The following is a 17,358-nucleotide window of genomic DNA, read 5'->3' as shown; positions in this document are numbered from 1 at the left end:
AGGAAGCAAGGCCAGCGGAATGGCCGACAACAACAAACTCAGGAAGAGTGAATGAACCTCGCCAAAACGGCGATCGAACGCCCCATCTGGGTGGCGGTTTCGATCGTGCTGATTTTTCTGCTGGGCCTGCTCAGCATCCGGGGGCTGCCGATCCAGCTGTTCCCCGACATAGACCGCCCGCACCTCAACATCTCGGTGGACTGGCGCTCGGCCTCGCCCCAGGAGATGGAGTCGGAAATCACAGACCCCATCGAGCAGGAGATGCAGGGGGTTCAGGGGCTCAAGAACCTCACCAGCAACAGCTTCCCCGGCTTCACCGAAATAGACCTGGAGTTTGCCCTCGGCACCGACATGCAGCGGGCCCAGCTCGACGTCATCTCCCGTCTGAACCGGGTCTCCGGCCTGCCGGACAAGATTGGCGGCCCCTACGTCAACAACTACAGCAGCAACGACACCCTCACCTTCTTCTTCATCCAGCAACTGCCCGGCGCCAAGGGGCAGATCGACGATCATCAGGCACTGATCGAGGCGCGGGTCAAGCCGGAGCTGGAGCGGATCCCCGGAGTATCGACCGTGGAGGTGGAGGGGATCAACGAGCGCCAGATCCAGATCCGCTTCGACCCTTACCGCGCCGCCGAGCTGGGGGTGGAGATCCCCGTGCTCGCCAGCCGGGCCAGCACAGGCTGGGACGTCTCCGCCGGCACCCTCGACATAGGTCGCTGGGAGTACAAGCTGCGCTTCGCCGGTCGCTATGATGTGGAGACCTTGGGGGACAAGGTGGTGGACTGGCGCGACGGCCTGCCCATCTACCTGCGCGATGTGGCCGAAGTCAGGCTGGCCCGGGAGGAGAACCCTGTGCTGCGCATCCAGAACGGCAACACCGCCATCGCGGCCCAGATCTTCAAGGAGAGCGGTGCCAACGCCCTGGCGGCGCTGGAGGCGATCAAGCTCAAGGTGGGCGAGCTCAACCGTGAGGTGCTGGAGCCGGTCGGCCTGCACATGGAGCAGTCGTTCGACGCCTCCCTCTACATCAATCGGGCGGTGGGCATGGTGACCGCCAATCTGGGGCTCGGCGTGCTGCTCTCCTGCGCCATCCTCTGGGTCTTCCTGCGCCAGCTCAAGGCGACCCTGATGATAGCGCTCGCCATTCCCATCAGCATCATGCTCACCTTCTGCCTGCTCAAGGTGATGGGCAGAACCCTCAATGTCATCTCGCTGGCGGGGATCGCGTTTGCGGTCGGCATGGTGCTCGATGCCGCCATAGTGGTGCTGGAGAGTATCTACCGGCGCCATGAGCGCGGGGATCTGAGCAAGGCGGAGGCGGCGCTGGAGGGGACCCGACAGGTGTGGACCGCGCTGGTGGCCTCCACCCTGACCACGGTCGCCATCTTCTTGCCTGTGCTGCTGCTCAACGACGTGGAGGGGCAGCTGTTTGCCGATCTCGCGCTCACCATCGCCTGTGCCGTGACCGTCTCCATGCTGGTGGCGGTGACCGTGCTGCCGGCGGTGGCGGCGCGCTGGATGGGGCGCGAGCGACTGGTCGATCCCTATGACTCGCTGTGGCGGCGTACCACCCGCCATGTGATCCGCGGGACCAGTACGGCCCCTCGCCGCTGGACCGTCATCACCCTGATGATGAGCCTGCCTGCGCTGGCCACCTGGGCTCTGTTGCCCAAGATGGACTACCTGCCGGATGTGAAACGCGATGCGGTGGACGTGTGGATGAACTTCACTCCGGGCTTCAACCTCAAGGCCCAGCGTGAGGAGGTGATAGATACCCTGATCGCCCGCCTCGCCCCCTATATGAAGGGGGAGAAGGAGCCGGCCCTCAAGAACTACTACATATTGCGTTACCCGGGTGGCGCCCAGATCGGGGTGCGGCCCAAGGATGAAACCCAAATCAAGGCACTGGAAAGCCTGTTGATGAAGCAGCTGCTGGTGGGCATTCCCGATACCCAGATATTCGGCGGCCAGGGTTCGCTGTTCGGCGGCTTTGGCAGCGAGAACGGCATAGCCCTGCTGTTGCAGGGCGGCTCTTTGCCTGAGCTCTACCAGGCGGCACGGGCCGCCATGGCCATCGTCAAGCAGGACTTGCCGGGGGCTCAGGTCAGGCCGCAGCCGGATCTCGACTTCACCGCCCCCGAGCTGCGACTGGTGCCGCAAGACAGGCGTCTTGCCGAGGTGGGCTGGGATCGTACCCCCATGCCTGCCATCATCCAGACCTTCGGCGATGGACTGCGGGTCGGCGAGTATTTCGATGGGGAGGACAGGCTCGACATCATGCTGATGGGGCAGGCCTCCGCCAACCCGGATGAGCTCAAGGCGGTGCCGCTGGCGACCCCATCCGGTCGCATAGTGCCGCTCGGTGAACTGCTGCGGGTGGAGCACGACATGGGCCCGGCCAGCATCTTTCGGGCCGACGGCAGGCGCAGCATCAGCCTGCAGATCTCGCCGCCAGAGGGGATGAGCATGGAGCAGGTGCTCGATACCCTGCAGAGCAAGAGTTTTGCCGCCATCCGGCCGCTGCTGCCCGCCGGCGGCGAGCTGAGAGTCTCGGGCAATGCCGACAGCCTGCAGCAGGCGCTGGACAATCTGGGGGCCATCTTCCTGTTTGCGGTGATGATCCTGCTGATCTTGCTGTGGGGCGTGTTTGCCTCCCTCAAGGATGCCGTGCTGGTGCTGCTGACCCTGCCGCTCGCCACCGTCGGCGGTGTGCTGGCGCTGCACCTGAGCGGCCTGCTGGTGCCGTTGCCGATGGATCTCTTGACCATCATAGGTTTCGTCATCCTGCTGGGGCTGGTGGTCAACAACGCCATCCTGCTGGTGCACCAGACCCGCATGGCCGAAAGGGACGGCATGAGTCGCCAGCTGGCGGTGGCCGATGCCCTGCAAAGCCGGATGCGGCCCATCGCTATGACCAGTCTCACCAGCATCTTTGGCATGTTGCCGCTGATGCTGAGCCCGAGCGAGGGCAGCGAAATCTACCGGGGGCTGGCCACCGTCATCGTCGGCGGCATGAGTTGCAGCACCCTGTTTACCCTGATCCTGTTACCCGCCTTCCTGCGCCTGGGAGAGCGTGCCGATGTGCCGCTTGCCCTGCGTCAGCGGGCCTGAGCAAGGAGCTCATCGATGACACACGGTTTTACAAGGATGGTTGTGGGCGCGGCGCTGCTGGCGGGGGGCGTGTTCCCCGTGCTGGCTCAGGGCAAGATGGTGACCCTGGCGGATGTGACCCGGGGGGATGCGGCGGCCAGCATCTGGGTCAGCGGCACTGTGGCGAGCCGTCAGCAGGCGGCCTTGAGTGCCGAGGTGAGCGGGAGGGTGGAGTGGATTGCCGAGTTCGGCAGCCGGGTCAGGGCGGGGGATGAGCTGCTGCGCCTCGACAGCGCTGCGCTGCGGCTCTCGCTGGAGCAGGCCCAGGCCGAGCAGGCGAAGTGGGCCAGCAACGTGCGCTTCGCCCGCGCCGAGTTTGACCGGCTGGCGACGCTGCACCGCCAGAAGAGCACCTCCCAGAGCCAGTATGACAAGGCGCGCTACGAGGTGGAGCAGGCAGAACTGGCCGAGCGGCTGGCGCGGGTGCAGGTGCGCCAGATTGAGGAGCAGCTGCGCAGAAGCCACATCTTCGCGCCGTTCGACGGGGTGGTGAACAACCACTTCATCCAGCCGGGAGAGCATGTGGATGCCGGTGAGCAGGCAATGGAGCTGGTCAATCCGGATCAGCCCGACATACGCCTGCAGGCTCCCATCATCTGGGCCGGTCAGCTGGCGCCCCGGACCCGGCTGCGGGTGGAGGGGGATCAGCTCAGCAGCCACGGGGTTTACTACCAGCGGGCGGCGAGCGCCGATCCCAAGTCGCGTCTCATCGAACTGCGCCTCAAACCCGAGTCGGGCCGCTTCATCATAGGATCGCCGGTGCGGGTGGCGCTGCCGCTGGGTGAGCAGCAGACCATGCTGTTGCCGCGCGATGCGCTGGTGCTCAATACCGAGGGGAGCGTTGTCTATCAGGTGGAGCAGAGCGGCAAGGAGCTGAAAGTGAACCGGGTGCCGGTAACAGTGCTGTTTGGTGACAGCCAGCAGGTGGCGGTGAGCGGGGCGCTCAAACAGGGGGACAGGGTGGTGGTGCGCGGTGCCGGCAGCTTGCGCCATGGTGACAAGGTCGAACTGTTTCGCGGTTGAGGCGGCGGTTTCACCATAAAAAACGGCTCCCGCGGGAGCCGTTTTTGGTGCCGGTGAAGGGCGATCACTCGACCATCATCACCTTGCAGGTGTTGGTACTGCCGACGGTTTCCATCTTGTCGCCGTGGGTCAGCAACACCATGTCGCCGCTTTGCACCAGCCCCTTGGCCTTGAGCACGTCCAGCGCCTCGCGGCACACTTCGTAGACCGGCTTGGTCTCGTCGCCGTCGAACAGCACGGGGGTGACACCACGGTAGAGGTTGGTCCAGGCGAGGGTCTTGTTGTGGGGTGACATGGCGAAGATCGGCAGGCCGGAGCTGATGCGGGACATCAGCAGCGGTGTGGTGCCGGATTCGGTCAGTGCCACGATCGCCTTGACCCCTTCCAGGTGGTTGGCGGCGTACATGGTGGACATGGCGACGGCCTCTTCCACCGAGGTGAAGGTGTAGCTCATGCGGTGGTTGGAGACGTTCAGGCTCGGGTGCTTCTCGGCGCCCACGCAGACGCTGGCCATGGAGGTGACTGTCTCGATGGGGAACTGACCGGCGGCGGTCTCGGCGGAGAGCATCACCGCATCGGTACCGTCCAGCACGGCGTTGGCCACGTCCATCACTTCGGCACGGGTCGGCAGCGGCGCGTTGATCATGGACTCCATCATCTGGGTTGCTGTGATGACCACCCGGTTCAGACGGCGGGAGTGGCGGATCAGCTTCTTCTGCACGCCGACCAGCTCGGGATCGCCGATCTCGACGCCGAGATCGCCACGGGCCACCATGACGGCGTCGGAGCCGAGGATGATGTCTTCCATCGCCTCGTCGGTGGCGACGGTTTCGGCGCGCTCGACCTTGGCCACTATCTTGGCGTTGGAGCCGGCCTCGCGGGCCAGTTCGCGGGCGTAGCGCAGGTCATCGCCACAACGGGGGAAGGAGACGGCCAGGTAGTCCACGTTCATCAGGGCGGCTGTCTTGATGTCTTCCTTGTCCTTCTCGGTCAGGGCCGGGGCGGAGAGACCGCCGCCTTTCTTGTTGATGCCCTTGTTGTTGGAGAGGGGGCCCGCCACGGTGACAGTAGTGTGGATGCGGGTGCCTTCGACCTGCTCCACCTTCAGCTGCACGCGACCATCGTCCAGCAGCAGTATATCGCCGGCGATCACGTCATCGGGCAGGCTCTTGTAGTCGATGCCGACCTGTTCCTGACAGCCTTCGCCCTTGCCGAGCGCCGCATCGAGAATGAACTTGTCGCCGATGGCCAGATAGACCTTGCCATCCTTGAAGGTGGAGACGCGGATCTTGGGGCCCTGCAGGTCACCCATGATGGCGACGTGACGGCCCAGCTTGGCGGCGATGTCGCGCACCTGGTTGGCGCGCAGTATGTGGTCTTCAGCGGTGCCGTGGGAGAAGTTCATCCGCACCATGTCGGCGCCGGCACGGATGATCCCCTCGAGGATCCCCTCGCGATCGGTGGCCGGACCGAGTGTGGTTACAATCTTTGTACGTCTTGGCATGAAAGACTCCAGTTTGAAGTTGATATGACTTGAAATACTGCCCCGTCAAGCGCATGGCCCATTGCACCCGCTTGCAAGCCATCTGGGTGGCTTTTGTTACTAAATTACAATACTACACCAAGGAAGGTGGCATAGACAGCCGGGGGCCAGGGCCCCCGCTCGTCAGGAAGAGTGGGGGGTATCAAAGCGGGATTCGCGCAAACCTTCTTTGACTTTCTTCAGGTTTTCGCGAAATTTCATGCCACGGCGCAGGGTAAAACCGGTTGCCAGCACGTCTACCAGGGCCAGCTGGGCGATGCGCGACGCCATCGGCATGTAGACATCTGTGTCTTCCGGCACGTCCATGGAGAGTACCAGGTTGCATTCGCGGGCCAGCGGGGAATCCTTGGCGGTCATGCCGATGACGGTGGCGTCGTTCTCGCGGGCCAGCGCGGCGATCTCCACCAGCGCCTTGGTGCGGCCTGTGTGGGAGATAAGCACCACCACGTCTCCTTCGCTGCTGTTGATGCAGCTCATGCGCATCATGACGATGTCATCGAAGCTCACCACGGGGATGTTGAAGCGGAAGAACTTGTTCTGGGCATCGCGGGCGACGGCGGAGGAGGCGCCCAGACCAAAGAAGCTGATCTTCTTGGACTGGGTCAGGATATCGACGCAACGATTGATGGCGGAGATATCCAGGCTGTTCTTGGCGGCATCCAGACAGGCCATGGTGGATTCGAAGATCTTGGCGGTATAGGTATCGGGCCCGTCGTCCGCTTCCACGTGGCGGTTCACATAAGGGGTGCCGTTGGCCAGGCTCTGGGCCAGATGCAGTTTGAAGTCGGGAAAGCCTTTGGTATCGAGACGGCGGCAGAAACGGTTGACGGTCGGTTCACTGACGTCGGCCATCTTGGCGAGGGTGGCGATACTGGAGTGAATGGCCGTCTGCGGGGAGGCCAGAATGACCTCGGCAACTTTACGCTCTGATTTACTGAAACTTTCCAAATTATTAGTAATTTTATCAAGGGTATTCATCATCACCACCAGGCATTTTTGTAATTTAGCTTCAGTGTCTTTGCACTAAATTCACGGCTAAGCAGGTTTCCAATCAACTTGATGACTATACAAGACAAGCTCTTATCGAAACTAATCTTGGCCCTGCAAAGTATGACTCATGTCTAATTATTTCGTATTTTTGGTTACAAACTTCCACCCATCCCGTGAAAGCGCTTACAAATGTTGCAAAGCAACAACACTGTGAGCGGGCGCACACTTGCATCCATCAAACGCGCAGCGGGGGGAGGGGCTCGGGTAGAATTGTTGCCAAATAATAATTGCGGGACGGTAAGGGCCGCCCCGACCCAAGTAACGAAGGAGTTGTTTTATGCAGCATACCCATGCGCTGGTCGGCGACGTAGGCGGCACCAATGCGCGGCTGGCCCTGTGCGAGCTGGCGACCGGCACCATTTCCCGGGCCAAGACCTATTCCGGGCTGGCCCACCCCAGTCTCGAGGCCGTGGTGCGCCTCTATCTGGATGAGCATCAGGTGCAGGTGAGCCAGGCCTGTATCGCCATCGCCTGCCCCATCAAGGGCGACTGGGTCGCCATGACCAACCACAGCTGGGAGTTCTCCATCGGCGAGATGCAGGCCAATCTGGGCCTGACCCGCTTGCAGGTGATCAACGACTTCACCGCCGTCTCCATGGCGGTGCCCGTGCTGGACACGGCTGACTGCATCCAGCTGGGGGGCGCGGCGCCCGTGGCCGGCAAGCCCATCGCCATCTACGGCGCAGGCACAGGCCTCGGCGTCGCCCACCTGGTGCACACCGGCGAGCAGTGGCTGAGTCTGCCGGGCGAGGGCGGTCACGTGGACTTTGCCGCCAACAGCGAAGAAGAGGATGCGGTGCTGCAGGTGATGCGCGCCGAACTGGGTCATGTCTCGGCCGAGCGGCTGCTCTCCGGGCCCGGTCTGGTCAACATCTATCGCGGGCTGGTGAAGTCCGATGGCCGCGAGCCAGAAGCCTTTGCCCCCAAAGACATCACAGAGCGGGCGCTGGCGGGCGAATGCCTGGATTGCCGTCGCACCCTGAGCCTGTTCTGCGTGCTGATGGGGCGCTTCGCCGGCAACCTGGCGCTCAATCTGGGCACCTTCGGCGGTGTCTATATCGCCGGCGGAATCGTGCCGCGCTTTCAGGAGTTCTTCATCGGCTCGGGCTTTCGGGTGGCGTTCGAAGACAAGGGGCGTTTCAAGTCCTATCTGAAGGATATTCCCGTCTTCCTCATCACCCACGAGGGGCCGGGTCTGCTCGGTGCCGGCGCCTACCTGCGCCAGTCGCTGGGTATCAAGCTGTAAGCCGAAACAGGGGGCTGGATGCCAATCATCCCATGGTTCAGCCTTGATTCAGTGACCATGGGATAGAGTAACAACACGTACTCAAGAGGCCAGGGCCCCATAAGGAATTGGGACTTGTCTTCATCCGCTGGGTGCGTTTGTCACCTGACAAGCCTGAACTGTTTCACCGGTCCTTGTGGCCGGTTTTTTTTATCTTCTGATCTCCTCCCGGCTTTCCGATTGTCGCTTCCCCTGCGTCATGTGATCTCGCTGTGCTGTGTCAGCTTGGGAAAGAGGGCGGGAGAAAGCACGACGCCTGCGGGCGGGCAGGCGTCGTTATTAGTCGGGGCTGAGTCAAACTCAGGGCAGGTCCAGGGTGAAGCGGGCGCCCCCCAGCGGCGATTCATCCACCATGATCTGGCCGCCGTAGCTGTGCACTATCTCGGTGACCACCGCCAGACCTATGCCCTGGCCGGGTGAGCTGTCGGCGCGCACGCCGCGCTGGAAGATCTGCTGCGACTTGTCCGGGTCTATGCCCGGGCCATCGTCTTCAATCTCGATCCGCAAGCGGTCGAGGCGGCGACTTACAGTCACCTGGATCTCGCTGATGGCGAACTTGAAGGCGTTGTCGAGCAGGTTGCCCATCAGCTCCATCAAGTCCCCCTGCTCACCGGCGAAGAAGACGTCGTCATCGAACTTGAAGCGGGTCTGCAGCTTCTTGTGGCGATAGACCTTGGCGAGGCTGGCCAGCAGCTTCTCGATGAGGGGCACGGGTTCCGTGCCCTTGCTGGCGAGGCGTTTGCGGCCGGTGACGGCGCGGCGCAGCTGGTACTGGATGATCTGATCCATGGTCAGGATCTGTTCACTGATGTTGTCGTGGATGTCGCGCCCCAGCTTGATCTCCTGCGCCGTCATCTGGATCAGCGCCAGCCGGGTTTTCAGGCTGTGGGCCAGATCGTTCAGTGCGTGCTGGTAGCGCTGGGTCTGCTGGCGTTCGTTCTCCAGCAGCTGGTTGACCGACTCGGTCAGCGGCGTCAGCTCCCGCTCGTAGTCATTGGAGAGCGCCTCCCGCTTGCCCGCCCGGATCTCGTCGATCTGGCGCGCCATGGTGCGCAATGAGGTCAGGCTCCAGAAGCTGGTGAGCAGCAGCAGGGCGCCGAGCAGCGAGTAGGCCAGCAGGGCCTGACGGATGCACTGATAGAGGTAGCTGCGGGTCTGGGCCAGGTAGCGCTTGGCCGAGTCGACCATCACCACGTAATAGGTGGTGGGCCCCTCACCGTGATTGCGCAGAAAACGCAGGCTGTAGATGAAGTAGCTCTCGCCGTTCTTGATGGTGTGGCGCTTGAAGAAGTAGTCCTGATCCAGCCCGCCGAGGTACTTCATCAGATCCTGACAGATGGTGCCCTTGGAGTGGATCACCTCCGGCATGTGCAGGCTGGACCAGCTCAGCTGGCCGTCGGCCCGGCAGATCAGGGTATCCAGATTGGGGTCGATGGCATCCGGCGTGATCTTGCCGAGATCCGTGGTGGCATGGAGATCCGGCAGCTTGGAGGAGAACAGCTTGGAGAGGTTCTCCTGCATGCGGGTGCTGGCCTTCTGGGCCTGCTCCTCGGTGTGGCCCAGATAGAGGATGTAGACGGAGAAGGCCATGATGAGCGCTATGACCAGCATGGCGCTCAGCATCAGCTTGATGTGCAGCGAGCGACGGATCAGTCGCATGGGCCGAGGCAGGCGAAGGCGCATCAGTTGCACGAGAGGTTGAAGATGTAACCCTGGCGCCGGATGGTGGAGATGGGCTGGATGCTCCCCTCCGGGTCCAGCTTCTTGCGCAGTCGGCTCACCATCACCTCTATGGTGTTGGGATCCCCTTCGCCATCGCCGTAGAGCTGGTCCAGCAGTTGCTGCTTGGAGACCACCTGGCGGGCGTTGCGCATCAGGTACTCGAGGATCAGGTATTCGAAGCTGGTGAGCACGGCCGGCTCGCCGCCTATGGTCAGCTCCTTGCGGGAGAGATCCAGCTCATAGTCGCCGGCCTTGACCTTGGGCGAGATGAAGCCGGCGCTGCGGCGCACCAGGGCATTGAGCCGTGCCAGCAGTTCGTCCTTCTGGAACGGCTTGACCAGATAGTCGTCCGCCCCGGCCTCCAGCCCCTCCACCTTGTCCTGCCAGTTGCCACGGGCGGTCAGGACTATGATGGGGAAGGGGATCTGCCGCTCGCGCAGCTGTCTGATGAGTTGCAAACCGTCCATGTCCGGCAGCCCCAAATCTATGATGGCTACGTCTATGGGGTAATCGGCGGCGTAATGCAGGGCCACCTGGGCACTGTCCGTGCTGTGGACCTGATTCTGGGCCTCGGTCAGCAGGGTAGAGAGGTGGTGATTGAGCAGCTTGTCGTCTTCGACCAACAATATTTTCATAAGGTGCGCGATCATGGGGATCCAGGCTGTCAATTAGAGGGTTTATGCCGGGGAGAGTCAATCCGGATCCTAGCAGGAGTGCCTGTATCGGGACTGAATCAGGGCATTCTTTATTCACTGGTTAATCATTAACGGGCGAGGACCTGGGTGCTCAGCCTCTTCCCCCGTCTGCTGGCGCCACAGCCGGGCATAGAGCCCCTGTTGTGCTAGCAGCTCATCATGGCTGCCGGACTCCACTATCTGCCCCTCATCCATTACCAGGATGCGGTCAGCATGGCGGAGTGTATTGAGGCGATGAGCGATGCTGATCAGGGTGCGGCCACGGCGAATGGCAGCCATGTTGGCCATGATGGCAGCCTCGGATTCGTAATCGAGGGCCGAGGTGGCCTCGTCGAGCAGCAGTATCCTGGGGTTGGCCAGCAGGGCGCGGGCCAGGGCGATCCGCTGGCGTTGCCCGCCAGAAAGGCGTGCGCCCTTCTCGCCCACCTGTTGCCCAAAGCCCTGGGGCAGCTCGCGAATAAAGCCGAGTGCGCCGGCCAGCTGCGCCGCCTGCTCCACCTCGGCCTGGCTGGCATCGGGGCGACAGATGCGGATGTTGTCGGCGATCGAGCCACAAAACAGAATGCTCTCCTGCAGCACCACGCTCATGTTGCGGCGCAATGAGACGGGGTCGGCGATGGCGAGATCCATGTTGTCGACCAGCACCTGGCCGTGCTGGGGCACGTAGAGCCGTTGCAGCAAGCGGGTGAGGGTGCTCTTGCCACAACCCGATGGGCCCGTGATGCCGATGAACTGCCCGGGTTCGATGGAGAGGGAGAGATTGGCCAGCACCTCGGGGGCATCCGGCTGGTAGCGAAAGCGGATGTGACGAAACTCGATGGCCCCCTCGAGAGCGGGGACGGAGGCGAGTCCGCCATTGCCGTGCTCGGGCGCCTCGTCGAGTATGTCCCCCACCCGGCGCAGGGCGATCAGGGTATGCTGGAAGTCCTGCCACACCTGGGCCAGCCGCAGCACCGGCTGGGTGACATGGCCCGCCAGCATGTTGAAGGCCACCAGCTCCCCCGGACTCAGCCGGCCGTTCAGCACCTCGCCGACCCCAAGCCAGAGCAGCAGGGCGGCGGTAAGCTTTTGCACCAGATCTATGCCTTGTCCCGCGACAAGCCCCACCTTTCTGGCCTGAAATCCCCGGCGCAACTGGCGCGCCAGCAGACGCTGCCACTCCTGATAAAAGCGTGGCTCCGTGGCCGTGGTCTTGATGGTTTCGATGCCGGTGACTGCCTCCGTCAGGAAGCTGGTAGCATCGGCATCTGCCTGATACTCGGCCTCGACCCGCTTGCGCACCAGGGGGCCAATCAGCAGCCACAGCAGAAAATAGATGAGCAAGGAACCCAGCACGCAGCCGGTCAGCACGGGGGCGTAATGGAACATGACGCCGACAAACAGCAGGATGAACACCAGGTCCAGCACCAGCATCAGGGTGGAGCCGGTGAGGAACTGGCGGATCTGGGCCATCTCCTTGACCCGGGCGATGATCTGGCCGGTCTGGCGCGCCTTGAAATAGTCGATGGGCAGGCCGACCAGATGGCGATAGAGCTTGCCGGACAGCTCGGCGTTGACCTGGTTGGCCAGATGGCCGAACACCTGGCCGCGCAGAAAGCTGTAGAGCGGCTCGGCACAGGCCAGTGCCAGCATGGCCAGGGCCAGCACCTGCAGGCTGCCAAGGCTGCGCCCCACCAGTACCTTGTCGATGATGTTTTCAAACAGCAGCGGGCTGGCGAGGGCAATGAGCTGCAACACAATGGCGAAGCAGAAGACGTCTCGCACCTGCTTCTGCTGGCGCAGTACCGCCGGGCTGAACCAGCCCAGCCCGAACTTGACCTCGGCCGGGGTGAGATCCTGCTGGGCCAGCAACAGATAGTGCCACTGCGCCGCCTGTGTGGGGTTCGGCAGCGGTTGCAGGCTGCTGGTGCCGGTCGCCGGATCAAACAGCTGCCAGCCCTCAGGTTCTATTGCTGTGATGGTGTACCAGCGCCCCTCCCGCTTGAGCAGGGCCGGCAGTGGCAGCGCCGCCAGCGGGCAGCCTGGCCCCTGTGACAGGGCGCTGCGCAGGCCGAGCCGGGCAGCGGCCTCGCGCACTGTCAGATCTTCCGGCGCCAGATCGCAACCCATGGCGTGGGCCAGTTGCCCGGCATCCGCGGCCATCATCAGCTGATGGGCCGCGTGGGCGAGGGCTGCGAGGGCGCCATTGGCGATGGGGGCTGACTCGTTCACGGGGGCCTCTAAGGCCGGCAAAGCCTGTGTCATTGTCATCGCTCCCGCAGTGCCTCGGCCTGGTACTCACGGATCGGGCTCAGCAGGTAGTCGATCACCCGGCGCCTGTCCGTCTTGACCTCGGCCACCACCGACATACCCGGGGTGAGCCGCACCGGCTGATTGTCTATCTGCATCTCGCCCCGGCTTAGCTTGACCCTGGCGGGAAAGACCAGCCCCAGTTGCTCATCCGTGGTGGCATCGCGCGACACGCTGACCAGCTCGCCGTCTATGGTGCCGTAACGGGTATAAGGAAAGGCATCCACCTTGATGCTGACCGTCTGCCCTTCGTGCACGAAGCCTATGTCCTTGTTGAGGATCTTCACCTCGGCGTACTGGACTCCCTCGTTGGGCACTATGACCAGCAACTGCTGGGCCGGCTGCACCACGGCGCCCTGGGTGTGGATGGCCAGCTGCTGCACTGTGCCCGCCACCGGGGCGCGAATGACTTCCAGGTGCTCCCGCTCGCTCAGCTTGGCGAGTTCCTGCTCGATGGCGGTCAGCTGCAGCTGGGCCTGCTGGCGTTTCTCTATCCACTCCCGCTGTTTCTGTGCCTTGAAGCCGGCCAGCCGCTCCTGCAGGCTCTGCTGCTGGGATTGCAGCACCTCGAGCTCGGCTCTCTGCTGGGCGAGCTGGCGCTGGGTTTCCAGCAGCTCCTTCTCCTGCTCCAGATACTCCACCCGTGAGATGGCCTGGGACCGACTCAGGGTCTGGCGCGCCTGCAGGCGGGGCCGGATGTTGGCCAGCAGGGTGGTGAGGGAGGCCATGTCTCCCCGTCGGGCGGCCTGATTGGCCTGATTGACCCCAAGCTCGGCCTGCAGGTTGTTGAGGGTGCTCTGGTATTCGTGCAGCTCGCTCTGGTGGTTCTCCGCCAGCGCCTGCTGCTGCGCCTGGGTGAGCCTGGCGTAGTCGGGGTGCAGGCTGAAGGTTTCGTTGCCATAGAGCGCCTGATAACGGATCAGGGTCTGGTACTGAAACGCCTGCTGCTCGCGCAACCGGCTCAGATCCTGGCTCACCCCCAGGGTGTTGAGGGTCAGCAGCGGCGCGTTGGCGGCGACCGCCTGGCCATCTTCCACGTGAATGCCGATCACCCTGGCCTGCTCGTAGGACTGGATCATCTGGCTGCGGCCAAAGACCAGCAGGCGCCCGCTGGCGGTGGCCTGGATGTCGAGCTGGCCCCAGCAGGCCCAGAGCAGGGTGAGCAGCACGCCGGCGCTCAGAGTGAGCGCCGTGATGCGGGCAAAGGGGGAGGGCGGCGTCTCGGCCAGCGCCAGATGGGCGGGCAGGAAGCCGTAGTGGGTCTCCTGCTGCCGGGCTGGACCGGGTTGGCGCCAGCGGCTCAGCCAGGTGCGCAGATTCATGGGGTCTCCTCGTGCAAGTCCTGTTGCAGCTGCCACAGGCGGGCGTAGTGCTGCCCCAGTGCCAGCAGGCTGGCGTGGTCGCCCTGCTCCACTATCTTGCCGCGCTGCAGGACTATGATGCGGTCGCAGTGGCGCACTGTGGAGAGGCGGTGGGCTATGGTGATGACGGTGCGGCCGCTGGCGATCTGGCGCATGTTGTGCTGGATCAGCGCCTGGGATCCGTCATCCAGGGCGCTGGTGGCCTCGTCGAAGATGAGGATCCTGGGATCGGCCAGCAGGGTGCGGGCGATGGCCAGCCGTTGGCGCTGACCGCCGGAGAGCGAACTGCCCCCCTCCGCCAGCACTGTGTCGTAGCCAAGGGGCAGTCGCAAAATGAACTCATGGGCGCCGGCCAGGGTGGCGGCCCGTATGATCTCGTCCAGGCTGGCGTGGGGCACCGACTGGGCCAGGTTGTCGCGCACCGACTTGTTGAACAGGTGGTTCTCCTGCAACACCACCCCCATCTGCTGGCGCAGGTGGTGGAGCGGGATCTGCTGGATGGGCTGGCCATCGATGAGGATCTGCCCCTGCTCCGGCTGATAGAGCCGCAGCAGCAGACGGGCCAGGGTGCTCTTGCCCGAGCCCGAGCCTCCGACAATCCCCAGCGTCTCGCCAGGCGCCAGGGCGAGGGAGAGATCGTCGATGATGAGGGGGGCATCCGCTTGATAGCGAAAATGCACCCGCTCGAGCGCTATGGCGCCGGCCTGGATGCGGCCATCCCCATCGCGCTGATGTTCCGGGGGGAGGTTGAGCATGTCGCCGAGTTTGTCTACCGCGATCCGGGTCTGGATGAACTGGCCCCACAACTCGACCAGGCGCGATAGCGGCTGCGCCACGTGACTGGCCATCATGTTGAAGGCGATGAGCTGGCCTATGGTGAGCTGCAGCGCGATCACCTCGCTGGCACCGAGCCAGAGCACGACGACTGTCACCAGTTTTTGCAGCCACATGACCCCGTGCTGGGAGGCATTGTTGAGTTGCTGCACCCGGTAGCCCGCTTCCACCATCTGGCGGGTCTGCTCATCCCAGCGCCGCACGAAACGCGGTTCCAGCGCCAGGCTCTTGAGGGTCTCGGCCCCGGCGACCGTCTCGTTCAGGAAAGCGGTATTGGTGGCGGCATGGCCGAACTGCTGCTCGACCGCCTGCTGCATGCGCGGCGTGATCCACCAGGCGATCAGCACATAGGCGGGAATGGAGAGCAGGATCACCAGGGTCAGCATGCCGGAGAGGCTGGCCATGACGGCCAGGAAGACAAACATGAACAGCACGTCCACCGTCAGGGTGAACAGGGTGCCGGTCAGGAATTCGCGTATGGTGTTTAGCTCCTGCACCCGGGTCACGATGGCGCCCACCTGGCGACTCTTGAAATAGAGCAGGGGCAGGGCGAACAGGTGCTGCACCATGCGCAGACCGAGCTGGATATCGATCCGGTTGGCGGTTTGGGCATATTGGTATTCCCGCAGCCCGCGCAGGCAGACCTCCACCAGGGCCGTGATCAACAGCCCGAATACCAGCACATCCAGGGTTGCCCAGGCCTGATGCACCAGCACCTTGTCCATCACCACCTGAAAGAAGAGCGGGGAGATGAGCGCCAGGATCTGCAACACCAGCGAGAACAGCAATATCTCGCCGAGCAGGCGTTTTTGCTGCAAGAAGGCGGGGATGAACCAGCGGATGTCGAAGCGACTCTGCCGCTTGCCGACCTCGAGCAGGCGGCCCCCCCAGCGTGCCAGCAGTTCGTCTTGTGCTATGACCTGCGGCTTGCCCACGGCGGGATCCAGGATTAGTGCCTGTTCACCCTGGCGCTGGGCCAGCACGAACGCCTCGCCAGAGGGGCTCAGCAGTACCACCGGCAGGGTCAGTTTATCGAGTTTGCGAGGGGGAATATGACGCTGACGAATGCGGGTTCCTGTCTGTTGTTGCAGCGTATCGACAATATTGTCAAAGGTGTCGTCTGGCGTGGGTGCTATATCTTGAGAGGGGCAACCCTGCATCCCGATAATAATATTGAGACACGCTAAAACAGACTCTTCACTCGCCGTCATAATATATCCGTTTGCCGCTGTGACACCCCTCCTGTTTATATGGGGCAAGGTGGCCTGTTGCAGGCAGGGCGCGCATACTAACGAGCCATTATTTCACTGTCAAATATTATCTTGATTGATAGCTTGCATAATAAAATGGCCGTGATGGCCCAGTTAATAACGCATTGCATAATGCCGCGGCATTAACCTTAATGATTGAGTTGATATTTATATTGACGTATTTACTCTATTTTTAGGTCATTGTTTAATTGAATCGGATAATAATTTCAAATATGGTAAATATAGTGAAAAGAAAAATGTTGCTCCCGTGTTATTTTACTTGGGAAATTCCTTTTCTTTTTTGTTTGTCTTTATATTTATTGATAATGGAATTTATATGACAGAGCAGTTTGTACAGACAGTATCCAGCGTCAACTATAACAAGGGGATCTTCTCGCTCTATTTCGTCGGACAGGATCCGCTGAAGATGGCGCAAGGGGTCATGGCAGAAAGCGACAACGAGCTGGCGCTGAAGCAGACGGTCCACATGCCTGCCGCTGGCTTTATGTATATGGTTTCAATGATAAAAAATATGCTTGAAGATCCGCGCATGGTCGCCGAGTTTGACAAGTTGATCGCCGCAGGACTGATCCCGGCCGCCCCTTCTGACGAGCCGCAAGCCGCACCGGCTGCCACAGCACAGGCCGCGCCGCGCAAGAAAAAATAATGTTCCGGTTGGGGATCCAATGAGCTTGGTATTGCAATCAACGGAACCGAACTGGCAACAAAATCAACATATGCTGGGGGGAGTCATGCTGCTGAGTCAGTACTCCTCCCTGCACCGGCGTTATTCCGTCGCCGAGTGGCAGCAGCGAATATTGCCTGCCTTCGAATTGAACCAGTTCAGCTATTATGAAGACTCACACGGGCGCCCGGTTGCATTTTGCAACTGGGCGTTTGTCTCTTTATCCATTCGTGACACCTTGCTGGCCGCCGAGCGGGAGCTGATCCGTGAGGATTGGCAATCCGGCGACCATATTTTTATTCCGGAGATGATAGCGCCATACGGACATGCCCGCGCCGTGGTGAGCGATCTGCGTCGCCGGATATTTCTGCCATGGAAAGGGCAGCGGGTCTGTACCGTGCGCGGTCATGTTCATGCCGAACTTGGCCATTGTGTGCGCAGGGTGCAGTGGTTTTCCATTTAATCATA

General features: G+C 62.2%; 12 protein-coding genes. 5 read left to right on the top strand and 7 right to left on the bottom strand.

Going from position 1 to position 17,358, the window contains the following annotated elements:
• Window positions 1-51 precede the first annotated feature (51 nt).
• Window positions 52-3,114, top strand: a complete 3,063-nt coding sequence (locus ACM3N8_RS05115; RefSeq protein ID WP_290017224.1) for an efflux RND transporter permease subunit — start codon at window positions 52-54, stop codon at window positions 3,112-3,114.
• A 15-nt stretch (window positions 3,115-3,129) separates the two neighbouring features.
• The gene (locus tag ACM3N8_RS05110) at window positions 3,130-4,176 is read left to right on the top strand and encodes an efflux RND transporter periplasmic adaptor subunit (RefSeq protein WP_241280356.1); all 1,047 of its coding nucleotides are present in this window, start codon (window positions 3,130-3,132) and stop codon (window positions 4,174-4,176) included.
• Between the two features lie 64 nt (window positions 4,177-4,240).
• On the opposite strand, the gene pyk is transcribed toward ACM3N8_RS05110, so the two are convergent.
• Window positions 4,241-5,680: a pyruvate kinase gene (gene pyk / locus ACM3N8_RS05105; RefSeq protein WP_043134654.1), complete on the bottom strand. Its 1,440-nt coding sequence runs from the start codon at window positions 5,678-5,680 to the stop codon at window positions 4,241-4,243.
• A 162-nt stretch (window positions 5,681-5,842) separates the two neighbouring features.
• The gene (locus tag ACM3N8_RS05100; RefSeq protein ID WP_042872984.1) at window positions 5,843-6,700 is read right to left on the bottom strand and encodes a MurR/RpiR family transcriptional regulator; all 858 of its coding nucleotides are present in this window, start codon (window positions 6,698-6,700) and stop codon (window positions 5,843-5,845) included.
• Between the two features lie 346 nt (window positions 6,701-7,046).
• Between ACM3N8_RS05100 and glk the strand changes: the two genes are divergently transcribed.
• Window positions 7,047-8,015, top strand: coding sequence for a glucokinase (gene glk / locus ACM3N8_RS05095; RefSeq protein ID WP_290017223.1), 969 nt, complete (start codon window positions 7,047-7,049; stop codon window positions 8,013-8,015).
• A 339-nt stretch (window positions 8,016-8,354) separates the two neighbouring features.
• Here the strand turns inward: glk and ACM3N8_RS05090 are convergent, their stop codons facing one another.
• The 5 genes from ACM3N8_RS05090 to ACM3N8_RS05070 all read right to left on the bottom strand — a co-directional run bounded on the left by ACM3N8_RS05090 (window position 8,355) and on the right by ACM3N8_RS05070 (window position 16,115).
• Entirely contained in the window at window positions 8,355-9,737 is a 1,383-nt protein-coding gene (locus ACM3N8_RS05090; protein WP_274452359.1) for an ATP-binding protein, read from the bottom strand.
• A complete protein-coding gene (locus tag ACM3N8_RS05085; protein WP_043134657.1) occupies window positions 9,737-10,411 on the bottom strand; it encodes a response regulator in 675 nt (224 codons plus the stop codon). The genes ACM3N8_RS05090 and ACM3N8_RS05085 overlap by 1 nt, the downstream gene beginning before the upstream one ends.
• Before the next feature lie 114 nt (window positions 10,412-10,525).
• Window positions 10,526-12,682, bottom strand: coding sequence for a type I secretion system permease/ATPase (locus tag ACM3N8_RS05080; protein ID WP_290017222.1), 2,157 nt, complete (start codon window positions 12,680-12,682; stop codon window positions 10,526-10,528).
• A gap of 35 nt (window positions 12,683-12,717) precedes the next feature.
• Entirely contained in the window at window positions 12,718-14,082 is a 1,365-nt protein-coding gene (locus ACM3N8_RS05075; RefSeq protein ID WP_290017221.1) for an HlyD family type I secretion periplasmic adaptor subunit, read from the bottom strand.
• Window positions 14,079-16,115: a peptidase domain-containing ABC transporter gene (locus tag ACM3N8_RS05070; RefSeq protein ID WP_416015538.1), complete on the bottom strand. Its 2,037-nt coding sequence runs from the start codon at window positions 16,113-16,115 to the stop codon at window positions 14,079-14,081. Before ACM3N8_RS05070 ends, ACM3N8_RS05075 begins: the two co-directional genes overlap by 4 nt.
• Window positions 16,116-16,542: 427 nt before the next feature.
• Here ACM3N8_RS05070 and ACM3N8_RS05065 point away from each other — a divergent pair, with 427 nt between their 5' ends.
• On the top strand, window positions 16,543-16,872 hold the full coding sequence (locus tag ACM3N8_RS05065) for a peptide chain release factor 1 (protein ID WP_416015537.1): 330 nt from the start codon (window positions 16,543-16,545) through the stop codon (window positions 16,870-16,872).
• A gap of 19 nt (window positions 16,873-16,891) precedes the next feature.
• Window positions 16,892-17,353, top strand: coding sequence for an RTX toxin-activating lysine-acyltransferase RtxC (gene rtxC, locus ACM3N8_RS05060; RefSeq protein WP_416015535.1), 462 nt, complete (start codon window positions 16,892-16,894; stop codon window positions 17,351-17,353).
• The last annotated feature ends 5 nt before the right edge of the window (window positions 17,354-17,358 follow it).

Origin of the sequence: Aeromonas sp. A04 (assembly GCF_047780465.1) — a bacterium.
Classification (GTDB): Bacteria; Pseudomonadota; Gammaproteobacteria; order Enterobacterales; family Aeromonadaceae; genus Aeromonas; species Aeromonas bestiarum.
Note: the sequence above shows the minus strand (reverse complement) of the source record. Positions and strands in the feature narration are given on the sequence as shown.

Bases quoted from the DNA above. Each gene is read 5' to 3' on its own strand.
- ACM3N8_RS05115 (WP_290017224.1), top strand. From the start codon at position 52: ATGAACCTCGCCAAAACGGCGATCGAACGCCCCATCTGGGTGGCGGTT.
- ACM3N8_RS05110 (WP_241280356.1), top strand. From the start codon at position 3,130: ATGACACACGGTTTTACAAGGATGGTTGTGGGCGCGGCGCTGCTGGCG.
- pyk (WP_043134654.1), bottom strand. From the start codon at position 5,680: ATGCCAAGACGTACAAAGATTGTAACCACACTCGGTCCGGCCACCGAT.
- ACM3N8_RS05100 (WP_042872984.1), bottom strand. From the start codon at position 6,700: ATGATGAATACCCTTGATAAAATTACTAATAATTTGGAAAGTTTCAGT.
- glk (WP_290017223.1), top strand. From the start codon at position 7,047: ATGCAGCATACCCATGCGCTGGTCGGCGACGTAGGCGGCACCAATGCG.
- ACM3N8_RS05090 (WP_274452359.1), bottom strand. From the start codon at position 9,737: ATGCGCCTTCGCCTGCCTCGGCCCATGCGACTGATCCGTCGCTCGCTG.
- ACM3N8_RS05085 (WP_043134657.1), bottom strand. From the start codon at position 10,411: ATGAAAATATTGTTGGTCGAAGACGACAAGCTGCTCAATCACCACCTC.
- ACM3N8_RS05075 (WP_290017221.1), bottom strand. From the start codon at position 14,082: ATGAATCTGCGCACCTGGCTGAGCCGCTGGCGCCAACCCGGTCCAGCC.
- ACM3N8_RS05070 (WP_416015538.1), bottom strand. From the start codon at position 16,115: ATGCAGGGTTGCCCCTCTCAAGATATAGCACCCACGCCAGACGACACC.
- ACM3N8_RS05065 (WP_416015537.1), top strand. From the start codon at position 16,543: ATGACAGAGCAGTTTGTACAGACAGTATCCAGCGTCAACTATAACAAG.
- rtxC (WP_416015535.1), top strand. From the start codon at position 16,892: ATGAGCTTGGTATTGCAATCAACGGAACCGAACTGGCAACAAAATCAA.